The following is a 15,592-nucleotide window of genomic DNA, read 5'->3' as shown; positions in this document are numbered from 1 at the left end:
CGGGATGACGTTTACTGCCGCTGGGCCTTGCCGCTACTTGTTCACCGGCGATTCCGGGTCGAACAGATAGGCCATCACGTCCTTGATCTGCTGTTCGCTCAGCACCTTGTTGGTGCCGAAGCGGGGCATGTTCGAACAGGGCACCACGGCCTGTGAATTATAGATCTTCGTGTAGGCGTCCTTGATCGCCTCGGCGTCGTATTTCCGGTCCTTGCCATAGGCGGCGAGGCTCGGGCCGAGCGTGCCGTAGCTCAGCTCCTTGGGATCGAGCTGGTGGCAGGCGAAGCAGTTGCCGCCGGCAATAGTGTCCGGTGGATCGGAGAACTGACCGCCGCGGCCGTTATTGGCGACCTTGTAGCCTTCCTTCCAGTTGCCGAGGAATTTGTCGTCGGCGGGATAGCTGACCCTGGCGAGTTCGCGCTTGGTGATGGCCTCCGCATCCGCGGACGAAACCTGATTGCGATGGACGTTGCACGCCGCCAGCGATTCATCCGGCGTGATGCGCGCCTGCCATTCCGCCGGCGCCTTGCCGAAAGTGGACTTCACATAGGCCTCGATCGTCGCCTGGCTGGGCTTGGCCGGCTTGTCCTGCGCAAGGGCTGGCGCACAGAGCACGAAGCTGCCCAGGGCGAGGGAGGCGAAAGCTGATCTGATCATCGGTTCAGTCCCCTCAGCGCTTGATCGAAGGCACATTGAGTTCACCGCCGGCCGCCTGCTTGTTCAGGAAGACGGTGAGCGCGGTCAGACTATCCGAGCCAAAATCCGGCACCGGCCAGCGCTGCTGCCGATAACAGTCCCAAAGGCGGTGCTGCATCGTGCGAAGCGCGCTCTGGGAGACCCGATAGGTCGGCCAGGTCGCCATCGTCGCCTGGGCAGCGGCCCCCGGCACGGACAGGTTGGGCAGGCCCTGAAGGCGGATGCGCTTGCCTTCCTCGGCGTGGCAGGTGGCGCAGGAGAAGTCCATCACGCCGCCGCGGCGATAGAACAGCTCCTCGCCGACAGCCGCCATTTCAAGTTCCTTGGCGTGCTTGAGCTGCGGCTCGAGCTTCATGCCGTTCGACTTGTTGGCGATGAAAGCCGTCAGGTCCTCGAGATCGGATGCCTTTCCCGGAGAGGAGAAGCGTCGCGACAGCACGTCCTTGGTGTCGAGCCCCTGGACCTTGTCCATGCACCAGAGCAGGCGCTGCTCCAGATCCATGACCTTGTCGGCATCCGCGAAATGGCGCGGCAGCCGCGCATAGGCTCCCTCCAGCTTGCCGGCGCCCTCGCCGAGATCGCAACCTTCCAGCGAGACATTCTTGGGGCCGCGCTTCGTCGTCCAGATCTCTTCGCCGCGATCGACTGCGAGATAACCCGGGTTGGAGAATGGGTCCGAGAGCATCTGGCGATAGCGCTCGATCTCCTTCTCGCTATCGTCCTGCGGCGGCGATTGTGCGGTCAGATGCCCGGCCGCGAGCGTCATGGCCGCGGCAAGAACTGCCGCGCCGATCACAGTGAGCTTCATGCCCTGCCCTTTCGTTTCCCCAGCCGGCCGCTTCATGCGACCTTCATTCCCGGCTTTCTTGATTTGAAAGCCTTTACATTCACAAAAAACAATATCACGATATGTCGAAATGATGTGCGACGGACGGTCGCGTCGTCAAGAGCTAACCAGAATAATTCCAGGGAGGATGTCCGAATGGATTTTCAGCAAGCGGGGCTGTCGCGCCGTCACGCTCTCAAGGCGGGTGCCTTCGCCGCCGTGGCCAGCCTTCTCGGCGCCAAGCTCGCCTTCGCGGATGAAAAGACGGTCGCGGACGAACTGAAGAAGCTCTATGGCGACAAGCCCTTCGCCACGGGCAAGATCAAGCTCGATGTTCCCGAAATCGCCGAGAACGGCCTGGTCGTCCCGATCAATATCGAGATCGAAAGCCCGATGACGGACGCCGACTACGTCAAGGCCGTGCATGTCTATGCCGACGGCAACCCGCTTCCCGGCATCGTCAGCTACAGCTTCACGCCAGCCTGCGGCAAGGCCTCGGCCGCGACCCGCATGCGCCTCGCCCAGACCCAGAACATCGTCTGCGTCGCCGAGATGTCGAACGGCGCGCTGCATATGGCCAAGGCCAATGTGAAGGTCACGATCGGCGGTTGCGGCGGCTGAGACCTGCGCGTTCCAGCCCCGACAACGACAAGATCACGGTGAGGATACCCCATGAGCACCAAGCCCACCCCGCGGGTCCGCGTTCCCGCCAAGGCCGCCGCAGGCGAGATGATCGAGATCAAGACGCTGATCTCGCACGAGATGGAATCCGGCCAGCGCAAGGACGCCAAGGGCGAGACGATTCCGCGTAAGATCATCAACAAGTTCAGCGCGAGCTTCAACGGCAAGCCGGTTTTCTCCGCCGATTGGCATCCCGCGATTTCGGCCAACCCGTACCAGTCCTTCTTCTTCAAGGCGACGGAATCGGGTGAATTCACCTTCACCTGGAAGGATGATGACGGTTCCGAATACACCGCCAAGAACAAGCTGACGGTCGGCTGATGTCTCGCCGGCCGCGACCCGGCCGGTTGCTCGCATCGAACGGACAAGCGGGGCGAAACGTCCCCGCATGAGGGCGGCTGCGCGCCGCCCAAGGGTGGATCATGATCTCACGGCGCGATTTTCTTCAGGCAACATCGGCTGCTGCGGCCATCACGCTGGCTTCCGGATTGGGCCCGCTCGGCCGCGCAGCCGCGCAGCAGCGCCTGTCCCAGGCCGACATCCTGCGCTTCGACCCGCTCGGCACCGTGACGCTTCTCTACGTCACCGATATCCACGCCCAGCTCGTGCCGCTGCATTTCCGCGAACCCTCGATCAATCTCGGCGTCGGCGAGGCCAAGGGTCAGCCGCCGCACCTGACCGACGCGGAGTTCCGGGAGCATTTCAAGATCGCCACGGGCTCGGCCGACGCCTTTGCCCTGACCTCCGACGACTTCACCTCGCTTGCCCGTCAGTACGGCCGGATGGGCGGGCTCGACCGCATCGCGACGCTGGTCAAGGCGATCCGCGCCGAACGCGGAGACGATAAGGTTCTGCTGCTCGATGGCGGCGACACCTGGCAGGGCAGCTGGAGTTCGCTCCAGACCAGGGGCCAGGACATGGTCGACGTCATGTCGGCCCTGAAGACCGATGCCATGGTCGGCCATTGGGAGTTCACGCTCGGCGCCGAGCGCGTCAAGGAGATCGCGGAGAGCGCATCCTTTGCATTCCTCGCCCAGAACATTCGCGACAAGGAGTGGAACGAACCCGTCTTCAAGCCGCGCAAGGTCTTCGAAAAGGGCGGCGTCAAGGTTGCGGTGATTGGCCAGGCGCTGCCGCGTACCGCCATCGCCAATCCGCGCTGGATGTTCCCTGACTGGGAGTTCGGCATCCGCGAGGAGGAGATCCAGAAACAGGTCGAGGAGGCCCGTGCCGAGGGCGCAGCCATCGTCGTGCTGCTCTCGCATGACGGTTTCGACGTCGATAGGAAACTGGCCGCGCGGGTCAAGGGCCTCGACATCATCCTGACCGCCCACACCCATGACGCGATGCCCGGTGTGGTGCGCGTCGGCAATACCGCCCTCGTCGCCAGCGGCTCGCATGGCAAGTTCCTGTCGCGGCTCGACATCGCGGTGAAGGACGGCAAGGTCGCCGATATCCGCTTCAAGCTGATGCCGGTCTTCTCCGAAGCGATCACCCCCGATACCGAAATGGCGGCGCTGGTCAGGAAGCTCCGCGAGCCCTTCGCCGCCGACCTCGCCCGCGAGATCGGACGGACCGAGTCGCTGCTCTACCGGCGCGGCAACTTCAACGGCACCTTCGACGACCTGATCTGCGACGCCATGATGAGCCAGCGCGACGCCGAGATCGCACTCTCCCCCGGCTTCCGCTGGGGCGGGACGCTGCTTCCCGGCGAGCCGATCACCTGGGAGGCGATCACCAACGCGACCGCGATCACCTATCCCAACTGCTACCGCATGGAGATGACCGGCGCCCAGCTCAAGGAGATCCTCGAGGACGTCGCCGACAATATCTTCCACCCCGATCCCTATTTCCAGGGCGGCGGCGACATGGTCCGCATCGGCGGCATGGGCTACGCCATCGATATCGGCAAGCCGATGGGCAGCCGCATCTCCGGGCTGACGCATCTGAAATCCGGCAAGCCGATCGATGCGTCCCGGAAATACGTCGTCGCCGGCTGGGCCAGCGTCAACGAGGGCACGCAAGGGCCGCCGATCTGGGACGTGGTCCGCGACCATGTCGCCCGCACCAAGACCGTTTCGATCACGCCAAACGACGCCGTCAAGGTGACCGGCGCCTGACCCGCGCCATCCTCCCTGAACCCTCCCAATCCAGAGGAATCTGCCGCCATGACCTCCCCCCGCAACCGCGAAAGCCTGAGCAGGCGCCGCTTCCTCGGCGCGGCCGGAATGGCTGGCGCGGGGCTGGCCGCCTCGGCTACCGGTGCCCGCGCCGGGGCTCCCGACCCGCTGATCACCGACGTCCAGGACTGGAACCGCTATCTCGGCGAAGGCGTCGACAAGCGGCCCTACGGAATGCCCTCGCGCCATGAGAAACATGTCATGCGCCGGGACGTCTCCTGGCTGACGGCATCCCCGGAATCCTCGGTCAACTTCACGCCACTCCATGAACTCGACGGCATCATCACGCCGTCCGGCCTGTGCTTCGAGCGCCATCACGGCGGCATCGCCGATATCGAGCCGGCCAATCACCGCCTGATGATCCACGGCCTGGTCGAAAAGCCGCTGGTCTTCACCATGGAGGACATCCGGCGTATGCCGCGGCAGAACCGCGTTTACTTCCTCGAATGCGCCGCCAATTCCGGCATGGAATGGCGCGGCGCGCAGCTCAATGGCTGCCAGTTCACCCACGGCATGGTCCATAACGTCATGTATACGGGCGTGCCGCTGAAGGCCCTGCTCGAAGAAGCGGGTGTGAAGTCGACCGCCAAATGGCTGATGCTGGAAGGTGCGGATTCCTCCGGCATGAACCGTTCGCTCCCGCTCGAGAAGGCGCTGGGTGACGTGCTCATCGCCTTCGCCATGAACGGCGAGGCGCTGCGGCCCGAGCAGGGCTATCCGCTGCGCGCCGTCATCCCCGGCTGGGAAGGCAATCTCTGGGTCAAGTGGCTGCGCCGCATCGAAGTCGGCGACAAACCCTGGATGGCGCGCGAGGAAACCTCGAAATATACCGACCTTCTTGCGGATGGCCGCTCGCGCCGCTTCACCTTCATCATGGACGCCAAATCCGTGGTGACCAATCCCTCGCCGCAGGCGCCGCTGAAGCACAAGGGGCGCAATGTGCTGTCCGGGCTGGCCTGGTCGGGACGCGGCACGATCAAGCGTGTCGACGTCACGCTCGACGGCGGCAAGAACTGGCAGAGTGCCCGCATCGACGGCCCCGTTCTCGATAAGTCGCTGACCCGCTTCTATGTCGATTTCGACTGGGCCGGCCAGGAACTGCTGATCCAGTCCCGCGCCATGGATTCCACCGGCTATGTCCAGCCGACCAAGGACGAGCTGCGCAAGGTGCGCGGCGTCAATTCCATCTACCACAATAACGGCATTCAGACCTGGCTCGTCCGGGCGAATGGGGAGACCGAGAATGTCGAGATCGCCTAAGCTCGCCCTGCTTGCGGGTTTCGCGGCGCTCGCCGTCGTCGCAGCCGGCCCGTTGATCGCGCAACCTCAGAAGCAGGCCCAGCCCAAGCCCGTGCCGCATGCCGCCGGCCAGCCCGCGCACGCGAAACTCAATCTCGGCCGCCTGGCGCTGCCGGAAGAGATCAAGGCCTGGGACATCGACGTGCGGCCCGACGGCATGGGCCTGCCGCCCGGCAAGGGCACGGTGAAGCAGGGCGACGAGATCTTCCAGACGCAATGCGCGAGCTGCCATGGCGAGTTCGGGCAGGGCAATGGCCGCTGGCCCGTGCTGGCAGGCGGCCAGGGCAGCCTGACCTCGGACCGTCCGGAGAAGACGATCGGCTCGTTCTGGCCCGATCTCTCCACCGTCTACGACTACATCCGCCGCGCCATGCCCTATGGCAATGCGCAGTCGCTCTCACCGGACGAGATCTACGCCCTGACAGCCTATCTGCTCTACCTCAACGACATCGTGAAGGACGAGGAGTTCGAGCTGTCCGATAAGAATTTCACCAGCGTCAAACTTCCGAACGCGTCGACCTTCTATGACGATGACCGCGAAACCACCGAGAAGGCGTTCTGGGGCAAGGAGCCTTGCATGAAGGACTGCAAGGCCGAGGTAAAGATCACCGGGCGGGCCGCCGTGCTGGATGTGACGCCCGATTCCAAGACCGCCCCCAAGGTGGATTGATGGGGACAGGCTGCGCCACCGCAAAGTGCGCATCCCGGGTGGCCCTGGCCGCCCTGGTCGGTTTTGCGGCGCTGATCCCCGTGATGTCCTGCGCACAGGCGGCCGGCGATCGCGCGCTCGGCGAGTATCTTTCGTCGGAATGCACCGCCTGCCACCAGACCAGCGGGCGCCATGATGGAGGAATTCCTGCCATCGTCGGCGTCCCCGTCGACCAGTTCATCGCACTGATGAACAGCTACAGGGACCGGCAGCGAGAGAACCAGGTGATGCGCACCATCGCCGGGCGCCTGAGCCAGGAAGAGGTCGAGGCGCTGGCAAGCTATTACGGCAGCCTCAAACCAGCTCCATAGACCGGAAGCCGGCGAAACCCGAGGGAGGGCCAAATGTCACATTCATTAGCGGACGCCACTCGTCGCAGCATGCTTCTCGCAGCGGCCTCCGGCCTTGCCGCAGCAGCAACACCAGCAGGGGCAGCGCCGCGTGACCTCAAGCTGACCGACCTTCAGAAGGAAGCCGATGTCGCCTGTGTCTATCATTGTGATTTCGGCGATCCGCAGCGCTTCGTTCAGATGCTGACCAACATCGCAAACCATTACTCTGCCTATGGTGCCGATCCGTTCGCCCTGCAGTTGGTCGTCGTCGCGCATGGACAGGGCGTGAAGTTCTTCCTGAACGACCTTACCGACACCAGCTGGCGCGACGAGGCCATGGTGCCCAAGATTTTCGAGCGGATCGAGGATGTCGCAAAGAACGGTCTCAAGGTTCATCTCTGCGAGATCACCTTCGATCGGCTGAAGCTCGACAAGGCCAAGGCGCGCGATGCCGCGTTTATCAGCTTCGTGCCGTCGGGCGTGGCAGCCGTGGCTGCGCTGCAGGCCAAGGGCTTTGGCTACATGAAGGTTGGATAGGCCCGCAGAAGGCCTGCCGGGATCAGGGATCACCGGGTTCACTGACGATAATGGGGAGAGAGAGATGCTGATCGATCGCCGTTCACTGGTTCTGTCCGGGCTGGCGCTCTCCGGAGCGACGACCCTTGGCGCCCCCGCAGTGCTTGGCCAGGCGAAGCCGCGCGTCGTCGTGGTCGGTGGCGGCGCGGGCGGTGCGACTGCAGCCCGCTACATCGCCAAGGACAGCAATGGCGCCATTGCGGTGACGCTGGTCGAGGAGAATGAGCGCTACCAGACCTGCTTTCACTCCAACCTCTTTATCGGCGGGTTCAAGAGCTATGACGAGCTCGTCCATGGCTATGACGCGCTGACGAAGAACAACGGCATCACGCTTGCGCGCGCCCGCGCCACCGCGATCGACCGCGACAAGAAAGAGGTCGTGCTCTCCACCGGCGAGCGCCTGCCCTATGATCGGCTCGTGCTCTCCCCTGGCATCGACCTCAAATATGATTCCGTCCCGGGCTGGTCGAAGGAGGCCGAGGAAGCGATGCCGCATGGCTGGAAGCCCGGCCGCCAGACCCGGCTGATCAAGGAGCGGCTCGATGCGGTGCCGGATGGCGGCCTGATCGTGATGATCACCCCGCCCAATCCCTATCGCTGCCCGCCAGGTCCCTATGAGCGTGCCTCGATGTTCGCCCATGTCCTGATGCAGACCGGGCGCAAGCAGGCGAAGATCGTCATCCTCGATCCGAAGGAGAGCTTCTCCAAGCAGGGCGTCTTCCAACCCGACTGGGAGAAACGCTACGGCACGATGATCGAGTGGCTCGGCCCCAAGGTGCATGACGGCATCAAGTCGGTCGATCCCAAGACCAACACCGTGGTGACCGGCTTCGAAACCTACAAGAACTGTGCCTTCGTCAATGTCATCCCGGCCCAGATGGCGGGCGCGATCGCGCGCGAGGCTGGACTTGCGCCCGCCGGCGGCTATTGCGCCATCGATCCCGCGACGATGAAGTCGGCAGCCGATCCCGCCATCTTCGTCCTCGGCGATGCCTGCATCGCTGGCGACATGCCGAAATCCGCCTTCTCGGCCAACAGCCAGGCCAAGGTCGCGGCCATGGTCATCCGCGGCGAATTGTCCGGGTCGCGCACCTTCCCGCCGCGCTACGTCAACACCTGCTGGAGCCTGGTCGACACCGACGACGCCATCAAGGTTGGCGGTCGATATGAGCCGAAAGACGGCAAAATCGCCGCTGTCGAGACCTTTGTCTCGCAGCCCGACGAGAGCGACGAGCTGCGCAAGCAGACCCAGGCCGAGAACATCGGCTGGTATGCCGGCATCACCGCCGACATGTTCACGTGATTGGCCCAGGCGCCGATTAGAAGCATTCTGAATTTCCCGCCGCGCGATTCCGTGCGGCCCGCTGCCGATGAAGGAACCATGATGAAAGCGATTGCCTGCGCCACGATCCTGATCGCTGCCGCGATCTTCGGGAATTCAGCCCAAGCCCAGGACGTCGCCGCCGGCGAGCGCTCCTGGAACAAGTGCCGCGCCTGCCACCAGCTTGGCGAAAGTGCCAAGAATACGGTGGGGCCCATCCTGAACGGTCTCTTCGGTCGGCATTCCGGCTCCGTCGAGGGCTACAGCTACTCCAACGCCAACAAGAACTCCGGCATCACCTGGGACGAGACCGTCTTCGCCGAGTACATCAAGGATCCGCGGGCCAAGATCCCCGGCACCAAGATGGTCTTCGCCGGCATCAAGAACGAACAGGAGATCAAGGATCTCACCGCCTTCCTCAAGCAGTACGACAAGGACGGCAAGAAGATGTGAGCTGAGGCCAGCCTCGATCAGGCCGGCCCACGCCTGCGCGACGACGGGATCAGCCCTGTCGTCGCGTTGCTTGTTCCGTCAGGCGTATTTTGGCATGAGCGCTCGCAAGCGTTCCGAGCCCGGAACGGATTCTCTGCTCGCAAGCCAAGGCTCCCGCCATGTCGGACACGAAGCGCCCCCGCATTGCCATCACCTACTGCACACAGTGCAACTGGCTGCTGCGATCGGCCTGGATGGCCCAGGAACTGCTCTCGACCTTCGGCCCCGATCTTGGCGAAGTCGCGCTCCTGCCGGGTACAGGCGGGACCTTCCAGATCCATTATGACGACGTGCTGATCTGGGACCGCAAGAATGATGGCGGCTTCCCCGACGTGAAGGCGCTGAAGCAGCGCGTGCGGGATCGCCTCGACCCCGGCCGCGACCTCGGCCATCTCGACCAGAGCCACGGCTGAGCGATCCTGCTCGAGCGAGCCTCACGATCCCGGCGCCCGGCCGGGTATCACCTGTCGGGCGCGCTCTTCCTCTGCCCCGCCCTACCGACCGGAGCCTGGCAAGTTGAAGCTCAGGACCGCGAGCTCTGTCCTGTTATGCGCACCGAGCTTGCGCATGACATTGCGGACATGAACCTTGACGGTGCTTTCCTTCAGGTCGAGCTCATAGGCGATCACCTTGTTCGCCTTTCCATGCTGCACGGCCTCGAGCACTGCCGCCTGCCTGGGTGTGAACATCTGCCGGGGCCCGACCGGGTCTCCCGGCTTGCCGGCGCGACGCGACAACAGACTCCCCGACGGAATGAACACTCCGCCCGAACGCACCAGGCTCATCGCGCCGCGTGCCACGTCGAGGCTAAGCGTTGTCGGGATATAGCCTTTCGCGCCGGTCGCGATGGCCTCCAGCATCTCGTCGACGTCCTCGGTATCCGAAAGCAGAACCAGCGAGACATCGCCATCCGCGGCAAGCTCCTCGATCTCCCGCTCGATCTCCTTGCGGCAGCGCGGACCGCTCACATAGCGCAAAACCACCGTTCCCGGTCTCGGCGGGCTCGACCGCTCGCGACGCCATTCCGCCAGCGACGAAAACGTCTCGACCTCGTAATCACGACTTTGAGAGAGCAGGGATGAAGCCAGGCAATCACGGATCAATTGCCTGGCTTCGATGATGACGATGGCGGCAGGCTGCTCTCGGAGACGCGAAATCTCTTCGGCTCCCGAGCGAGTCAAGGATGGCCGCCGATCGGCCATGAGCGGCAGATTCTCATGTATATTTTCGAATATCATAACAATATCCTCGAATTAAAAGCGCATCGCCCCATAATTTTGCCAGAAATAAGTCTAAAAGGAGAACTGCCGCCGCTTTCTCCATGTATTAAATTTTACATCAATTCTAAGCCGGCCAAAGAAAATTATTCGGCGAACCAAACAAATGTTACCTTTTCAGCTCACCCTCTAGGACAAAAAATCGTGAAGACCTCATCAGAGGACTGTCTCTGCCTCTGCACCATTGACGGAGAGACCAGCCATACGGCGTAGCCGCTCCATGTCGTAAATGCTGAACTGGCCGGTCGCGAAGGACATCACCCGCTCAGCCTGCAGGAATTGCATGACGCGATGCAGGTGAACCCCGGTGACTCCGCAAGCCTCCGCCAGGTGGCGTTTCCCGAGCGGCGTCTTGAAGCCCCCGTCATGCATCAGCCCCCGGATCTGCAGGCGATCGTGCAACGTCACGACGAAATGGGCGAGCGCACGAGACGTCCGCCCCGCACCGAGCGCGGTCAGCGAATCCACGAGGCGGCGGCGCCCGGCAACCGCAGCACGCGTGATACTCCGCATGAAGCTCTCGTGCCGGAACATCTCGTCGACTCTCGCAGCAGCGAAACTGCACAGCATGACGGGGGTCAGGGCAATGATGGTGCTCTCTGAGGGGCCCGCCATCACCGTATCGAGACCGATCAGATCCCCGGGGAGGAGGATGGCGACGAGCTGACGCTCGCCGGACCCCAGAGCCCGGTACTCTGCAGCCCAACCGGAGAACAGCGTGAACAGGCCCGGCCGCGCGCCTCGTTCCAGGATCACGCTACCGGCTTCCGCAAACCTTTGCCCCTGCTTGAACTCTTCCAGGGTCGTAGCATCCGCATCCGACACGCCATGGAGCGCGGGGATCTGCCGCAACGGGCATGTCAGGCACCACACGCGTTCCCGCGCGACGCCCGCATGGTTCGATGCCACGGCCGACTGGATGCGATGCATAACCCCCCTCCGCCAAGGCCGCGCGATGGCCCGAAGGGTTAACTTATGTTAACCGCCAATCCCCGATAAGCTGCATTTGTCGGACCCAGTTTCAAACGTTTCATTGTACTTTGGCGCCCCAAAGGACTCCCCCACCGGGAAACTGCGCGTGGTGACGATCAATGGCTTCACGCATCGGCCGCGTGGACGTGCCGCTCCTCGCAGCACCGGATAAGAGCGGAAGCGACCCGCGCCAGCTGGGGTGCGACAAGTTCCGGGAAGATCGGCAGCGAGAGAAAACGCCGCGCCAGCCGCTCCGAGACTGGAAAGTCGCCGGGCACGTAACCCAACCCGGCATAGGCCGGCTGCAGATGAACCGGGCGGGGATAGTGGATGCCGGTCGAAACCCCCGCCTTGGCGAGTCCCGTCCGCAGCCTGTCCCGCTCTTCGCTCTGGATCGCGTAGACATGAAAGACGTGTTCCGCACGCCGGGCCGGAGCCGGAAGCTGCAGCTCAGTGTCGCCCAGCAGCCGCTCATAGGCCGAAGCGATCCGTCTGCGCTTCTGTGTCCAGCCATCGAGATAGGGCAGCTTGACCTGCAGCGCCACGGCCTGGATCGCGTCGAGGCGCAGATTGAAGCCGGGCCTGACGTGATTGGATCGTCCCTCCTGCCCCCAGTCGCGCAAGCTGCGCAGCAGCTGAGCGGCCTTGGAATCGTGAGTGACCACCGCGCCCCCCTCGCCGCAGGCCCCGAGATTCTTGCCGGGATAGAAGCTGAAGCAGCCATATGAGCCGAAGGCGCCTGCCCGCATGCCATCGCGCTCCGCGCCATGGGCCTGGGAAGCATCCTCGATCACGGTGATGCCGTAGCGATTGGCGATGGCGCCGATCGCCGCCATATCGGCAAGCCTGCCATGGAGATGGACGGGCACGACGGCACGGGTCGCCGGCGTGATGGCAGCCTCGAAGGCTTCCGGCGACATCGTGAAGCTGGTGGGATCGACATCGACCAGAACCGCCTTCGCTCCCGCATAGTGGATCGCGGCCACCGTTGCGACGAAGGTCATTGGTACCGTGATCACCTCGTCCCCGGGCTCGACACCGGCCGCGAGCAGGGCCAGGTGCAGGGCTGCTGTGCCGCTGCTCACGGCCACGGCTTCCCCGACACCGCAATATTCAGCGAACGCGCGCTCGAAGGCCGCGACCGGTTCGCCCAGGACATAGTTGCCGCTGCGCAGGACGGAGAGGACGGCCGCCTCAAGCGGCTCCTGCACCGTCTTGAACTGAGCCTTGAGATCGAGAAATGGGATCATGAGGTTTCCCCCAGTACGGTTTCAAACAACCTGGGCGCAGTGGCGTTGGCTCCGGCATGGCCGATGACGCTGGCCGGGACCCCGGCGACCACCGCGCGGGCCGGCACATCACGCATCACGACTGCGCCGCAGCTGACCACGGCGTAGCTTCCAATCTCGACCCCACAGCCAATGGTGGCATTCGAGCCGATCGACGCCCCTCGGCGCACGACCGTGGCGTCCTGGGCCCATGCCTGCGCCTCTCGCGATCCCCCCGGCCTGACCGCGCGCGGCATGCGGTCATTGGTGAACATCACGCCATGGGCGATCATGACCTCATCCTCGAGCACCACCCCCTCACAGATGAAGGAATGCGAGGATATCTTGCAGCGCCGGCCGATGCGGCTGCCGCGCTGGATCTCGACGAAGGGGCCGATCCGTGTGCCCGAGCCGATCGCACAGCCATAGAGATTGACGAGATCGGGGTGGCTGACGACGACATCATCACCGAAGTCCACATCGATGATGGGCATGGCGCTCCCCTTCCCTGCTCCGGCAGAACGCTAGCGTGCAAAAGCGGAACCGGAACGATGGGAATAGGGCGCGCCTCGTTCGGATGAAGCCTATAGGCGGATCGCCCGGAGCAGTAGGCTCCCTACACCTTCCGACGAATTGCTTCTCCTCCCGTGGCAGCAGGACCTTGCAGGCCGCGCCACCAAGGTCTGCCGCACCCCCGCCCGACGCAGCGCCTGACAATCGCCGGGGAAGACCGGAGGCGCGGCCTTGCGCACTGCCGCGGGCAGGATCCTCTCGATTTTTATTCGTGAATGAGCGGCCCGGCTGGCCGTCGCAGGGCAGATGCGCGCTCTCGCTCAGTGGACCGTTATCGCCAGCGCTCGACCCTGTTGGACAGAGGGGCCTCCGCTTCGGCAGATCGGCCCTTCCGGTTCAGTGAACGTATAGGTGACGGCGACGCATGATCCGGTCGAAGGCAGCGGCGCTCCGACGCGACCGGGTCGCCGCTCTCATGGTCGCCCGGCATCCAGGAAGCTGCGGACCAGAGCGACGGTCGCCGCAGGATTCTCCTCCATGATCCAATGTCCGCTACCGGGCACAACCGCGCCCTGGACGTTCTCGCCTGCGAACTTCATGACCGCAGCCATGCCCAGTCCGAAGGATTTCTCCCCCCCGATCGCCAGCACAGGGATCGTCAGCTTGCCCTTTGCCAGGAAGGCCTTGTTGTCGACAGCATCCTGATCGAAGGCGGCGAACTGGGCAAAGCCCGCGCGCATCGCCCCCGGCCTGGCGTAGAGCGCCGCATAATGCTCTCGCGCAGCTTCGCTGAACCGGCTGGGGGTCGCCGAGAATTCATTCCAGAAGCGATCGAGATAGATGCGCTCGCGGCCGGCGACGAGCCGCTCCATGTCGGGGCCGCCGAAGCGAAAGTGCCAGAGCAGCGGATTCTTCAGGATCTCCTCCCAGGGGCCGACGCCCGGCAAGGGGGCATCGATCAGCACGAACTTCGTCACGCGATCGCGATACCCGGCGGCAAGCGCAAATCCGACCATGTTGCCGATGTCATGGGTCACCAGCTCCGCCCGGTCCACCTTCAGGGCATCGAGGACGCCGGCAATGTCGGCGGCCTGGTTCTTCTTGTCGAAGCCCTTTTCGGGGATGGCCGAAAGGCCCATGCCACGCAGGTCGGGAACGATCACGGTCCGGTCCCGCGCGAGATCGGCCGCCATCTCGCCCCACATGTCGCCGGTTTCACCATAGCCGTGCAGCAGGACGACCGCCGGCCCCTGTCCGCCGACCCGTACGTGCAACGTCGTACCGTTGGTCGGGATCTCCTGCGTGCGGAAACCCGCCGGAAACGGAACAATCTGAGCCAACGCGGGGGCAGCGAAAAGAAGGGCGCCGGTAGCGGCGGCCAGGAAGCGAAGCATCGCGATCTCTCCTCATGTCCGGCCGGGCACTCCAGGGCACGGCCTTGCTCTCGACGAGATGATGGCGCTGCGCCATTGTCTGGAGTAGCCGCCAGAAAGCGAAACTGGTTTCCGGAAATAGCGAACAATGATGAAGCTCGACGGAGTCGCGGCATTCGTGATGGTCGCGGAAGCCGGATCGATCACCGCTGCGGCCCAGCGCATGGGACTGGCCAAATCCGTGGTCAGCGAACGGCTGGCGGAGCTGGAACGGCTGGTGGGCACGCGACTTGTGCAGCGAACCACCCGCAAGCTGTCGCTGACCGAAGGCGGCACCGCCTTCCTGGAGCGCGGCAGGCGCTTGTTGCGCGAGGCCGAGGAGGCCGTGGCAGAACTCGCCGAACGGCGAAGCGAGCTGGTCGGACCACTGCGGATCTCCGGACCCGTCAGCTTCGGGGTCCTGCATCTCGGCCCGGCGATCTTTTCCTTCCTGGCGACCAACCCCAAGATCGAGCTGGCACTGGAGCTGGAGGATCGCTTCGTCGATGCGGCGGCGGATGGCTACGATGCCGTCATCCGCCATGGCCCAATCCATGACACGCGACTTGTCGCGCGGCACATTGCGAGCAGCCGCCGCGTCCTCGTCGCCTCGCCTGCCTATCTGGATGCCTGTGGCAGACCGGGGACGCTGATCGAACTCAGGCAGCATCGCGCGATCCTCTACATGAACCGGGACTCGGACTGGCGGTTTCACAGCGAGAGCGGCGCAGTCGTGGTGCGAGCGCAGCCGGCCGTGCGCGTCAATAACGGGCTGATGATGCGCGACGCCGCCCTGGCAGGGCTTGGCATCACCTTGCTGCCGACCTTTGTCGTCCATGAGCAGGTCGCCCGCGGCGACCTGCAGATCGTCGATGTCGGGATCGAGGCCGAAGGCGCTGAAGTCCACGTCGCCCATCCCCGCGACCGCGCAGCCTCCGTCAAGGTACGCGCCTTGACGGAACATCTGCGCCAGAGTTTCGGGAATCCGCCCTATTGGGAGACAGCGGTCGCCCAGGCCTCGCCGATGTCGTGAACACG

General features: G+C 64.1%; 18 protein-coding genes. 11 read left to right on the top strand and 7 right to left on the bottom strand.

Annotated elements, in window-relative coordinates:
• Positions 1-33: 33 nt before the first annotated feature.
• Positions 34-657, bottom strand: a complete 624-nt coding sequence (gene soxX / locus AC1DGP_RS10230) for a sulfur oxidation c-type cytochrome SoxX (protein ID WP_441506960.1) — start codon at positions 655-657, stop codon at positions 34-36.
• A 13-nt stretch (positions 658-670) separates the two neighbouring features.
• Complete coding sequence (gene soxA, locus AC1DGP_RS10225; protein ID WP_476832145.1) at positions 671-1,462, bottom strand: sulfur oxidation c-type cytochrome SoxA; 792 nt, start codon at positions 1,460-1,462, stop codon at positions 671-673.
• Between the two features lie 216 nt (positions 1,463-1,678).
• Between soxA and soxY the strand changes: the two genes are divergently transcribed.
• The 10 genes from soxY (at position 1,679) to AC1DGP_RS10175 (ending at position 9,525) form a co-directional block, all read left to right on the top strand.
• Positions 1,679-2,143, top strand: a complete 465-nt coding sequence (soxY, locus tag AC1DGP_RS10220; RefSeq protein WP_441506959.1) for a thiosulfate oxidation carrier protein SoxY — start codon at positions 1,679-1,681, stop codon at positions 2,141-2,143.
• A gap of 51 nt (positions 2,144-2,194) precedes the next feature.
• Positions 2,195-2,524, top strand: a complete 330-nt coding sequence (soxZ, locus tag AC1DGP_RS10215; RefSeq protein ID WP_043238560.1) for a thiosulfate oxidation carrier complex protein SoxZ — start codon at positions 2,195-2,197, stop codon at positions 2,522-2,524.
• A 101-nt stretch (positions 2,525-2,625) separates the two neighbouring features.
• Complete coding sequence (gene soxB, locus AC1DGP_RS10210) at positions 2,626-4,323, top strand: thiosulfohydrolase SoxB (RefSeq protein ID WP_441488153.1); 1,698 nt, start codon at positions 2,626-2,628, stop codon at positions 4,321-4,323.
• Between the two features lie 48 nt (positions 4,324-4,371).
• Positions 4,372-5,643, top strand: coding sequence for a sulfite dehydrogenase (soxC, locus tag AC1DGP_RS10205; RefSeq protein WP_441506958.1), 1,272 nt, complete (start codon positions 4,372-4,374; stop codon positions 5,641-5,643).
• Entirely contained in the window at positions 5,627-6,352 is a 726-nt protein-coding gene (locus AC1DGP_RS10200) for a c-type cytochrome (protein ID WP_441506957.1), read from the top strand. The genes soxC and AC1DGP_RS10200 overlap by 17 nt, the downstream gene beginning before the upstream one ends.
• Before the next feature lie 38 nt (positions 6,353-6,390).
• Positions 6,391-6,702: a c-type cytochrome gene (locus tag AC1DGP_RS10195; RefSeq protein ID WP_441488150.1), complete on the top strand. Its 312-nt coding sequence runs from the start codon at positions 6,391-6,393 to the stop codon at positions 6,700-6,702.
• 33 nt (positions 6,703-6,735) lie between these two features.
• Positions 6,736-7,260 carry a DsrE family protein gene (locus AC1DGP_RS10190; protein WP_441506956.1) on the top strand — a complete coding sequence of 175 codons (525 nt, stop codon included), beginning with the start codon at positions 6,736-6,738 and terminating at the stop codon, positions 7,258-7,260.
• A gap of 64 nt (positions 7,261-7,324) precedes the next feature.
• The gene (locus tag AC1DGP_RS10185; RefSeq protein WP_441488148.1) at positions 7,325-8,602 is read left to right on the top strand and encodes an FCSD flavin-binding domain-containing protein; all 1,278 of its coding nucleotides are present in this window, start codon (positions 7,325-7,327) and stop codon (positions 8,600-8,602) included.
• 78 nt (positions 8,603-8,680) lie between these two features.
• On the top strand, positions 8,681-9,073 hold the full coding sequence (locus AC1DGP_RS10180; RefSeq protein WP_441506955.1) for a c-type cytochrome: 393 nt from the start codon (positions 8,681-8,683) through the stop codon (positions 9,071-9,073).
• Positions 9,074-9,231: 158 nt separating this feature from the next.
• On the top strand, positions 9,232-9,525 hold the full coding sequence (locus AC1DGP_RS10175; RefSeq protein WP_043238576.1) for an Rdx family protein: 294 nt from the start codon (positions 9,232-9,234) through the stop codon (positions 9,523-9,525).
• Between the two features lie 81 nt (positions 9,526-9,606).
• On the opposite strand, the gene AC1DGP_RS10170 is transcribed toward AC1DGP_RS10175, so the two are convergent.
• The 5 genes from AC1DGP_RS10170 to AC1DGP_RS10150 form a co-directional block, all read right to left on the bottom strand.
• Positions 9,607-10,293 carry a helix-turn-helix transcriptional regulator gene (locus tag AC1DGP_RS10170; RefSeq protein WP_441506954.1) on the bottom strand — a complete coding sequence of 229 codons (687 nt, stop codon included), beginning with the start codon at positions 10,291-10,293 and terminating at the stop codon, positions 9,607-9,609.
• Between the two features lie 252 nt (positions 10,294-10,545).
• Positions 10,546-11,319: a Crp/Fnr family transcriptional regulator gene (locus AC1DGP_RS10165; RefSeq protein WP_441488145.1), complete on the bottom strand. Its 774-nt coding sequence runs from the start codon at positions 11,317-11,319 to the stop codon at positions 10,546-10,548.
• 167 nt (positions 11,320-11,486) lie between these two features.
• Positions 11,487-12,611: a DegT/DnrJ/EryC1/StrS family aminotransferase gene (locus AC1DGP_RS10160; protein WP_441506953.1), complete on the bottom strand. Its 1,125-nt coding sequence runs from the start codon at positions 12,609-12,611 to the stop codon at positions 11,487-11,489.
• Positions 12,608-13,123, bottom strand: coding sequence for an acyltransferase (locus AC1DGP_RS10155; protein WP_441506952.1), 516 nt, complete (start codon positions 13,121-13,123; stop codon positions 12,608-12,610). The genes AC1DGP_RS10160 and AC1DGP_RS10155 overlap by 4 nt, the downstream gene beginning before the upstream one ends.
• A 492-nt stretch (positions 13,124-13,615) precedes the next feature.
• The gene (locus AC1DGP_RS10150) at positions 13,616-14,536 is read right to left on the bottom strand and encodes an alpha/beta fold hydrolase (RefSeq protein ID WP_441488142.1); all 921 of its coding nucleotides are present in this window, start codon (positions 14,534-14,536) and stop codon (positions 13,616-13,618) included.
• Between the two features lie 127 nt (positions 14,537-14,663).
• On the opposite strand from AC1DGP_RS10150, the gene AC1DGP_RS10145 reads away from it, so the two are divergent.
• Positions 14,664-15,587: a LysR family transcriptional regulator gene (locus AC1DGP_RS10145; protein WP_441488141.1), complete on the top strand. Its 924-nt coding sequence runs from the start codon at positions 14,664-14,666 to the stop codon at positions 15,585-15,587.
• Positions 15,588-15,592: the final 5 nt, after the last annotated feature.

Source organism: Allobosea sp. 05T433 (genome assembly GCF_056396065.1).
This window is presented reverse-complemented; position numbering and strand designations above follow the sequence as displayed.

Coding starts and splice junctions, on each gene's coding strand:
- soxX (WP_441506960.1), bottom strand. CDS start 657: ATGATCAGATCAGCTTTCGCCTCCCTCGCCCTGGGCAGCTTCGTGCTC.
- soxA (WP_476832145.1), bottom strand. CDS start 1,462: ATGACGCTCGCGGCCGGGCATCTGACCGCACAATCGCCGCCGCAGGAC.
- soxY (WP_441506959.1), top strand. CDS start 1,679: ATGGATTTTCAGCAAGCGGGGCTGTCGCGCCGTCACGCTCTCAAGGCG.
- soxZ (WP_043238560.1), top strand. CDS start 2,195: ATGAGCACCAAGCCCACCCCGCGGGTCCGCGTTCCCGCCAAGGCCGCC.
- soxB (WP_441488153.1), top strand. CDS start 2,626: ATGATCTCACGGCGCGATTTTCTTCAGGCAACATCGGCTGCTGCGGCC.
- soxC (WP_441506958.1), top strand. CDS start 4,372: ATGACCTCCCCCCGCAACCGCGAAAGCCTGAGCAGGCGCCGCTTCCTC.
- AC1DGP_RS10200 (WP_441506957.1), top strand. CDS start 5,627: ATGTCGAGATCGCCTAAGCTCGCCCTGCTTGCGGGTTTCGCGGCGCTC.
- AC1DGP_RS10190 (WP_441506956.1), top strand. CDS start 6,736: ATGTCACATTCATTAGCGGACGCCACTCGTCGCAGCATGCTTCTCGCA.
- AC1DGP_RS10185 (WP_441488148.1), top strand. CDS start 7,325: ATGCTGATCGATCGCCGTTCACTGGTTCTGTCCGGGCTGGCGCTCTCC.
- AC1DGP_RS10180 (WP_441506955.1), top strand. CDS start 8,681: ATGATGAAAGCGATTGCCTGCGCCACGATCCTGATCGCTGCCGCGATC.
- AC1DGP_RS10175 (WP_043238576.1), top strand. CDS start 9,232: ATGTCGGACACGAAGCGCCCCCGCATTGCCATCACCTACTGCACACAG.
- AC1DGP_RS10165 (WP_441488145.1), bottom strand. CDS start 11,319: ATGCATCGCATCCAGTCGGCCGTGGCATCGAACCATGCGGGCGTCGCG.
- AC1DGP_RS10160 (WP_441506953.1), bottom strand. CDS start 12,611: ATGATCCCATTTCTCGATCTCAAGGCTCAGTTCAAGACGGTGCAGGAG.
- AC1DGP_RS10155 (WP_441506952.1), bottom strand. CDS start 13,123: ATGCCCATCATCGATGTGGACTTCGGTGATGATGTCGTCGTCAGCCAC.
- AC1DGP_RS10150 (WP_441488142.1), bottom strand. CDS start 14,536: ATGCTTCGCTTCCTGGCCGCCGCTACCGGCGCCCTTCTTTTCGCTGCC.
- AC1DGP_RS10145 (WP_441488141.1), top strand. CDS start 14,664: ATGATGAAGCTCGACGGAGTCGCGGCATTCGTGATGGTCGCGGAAGCC.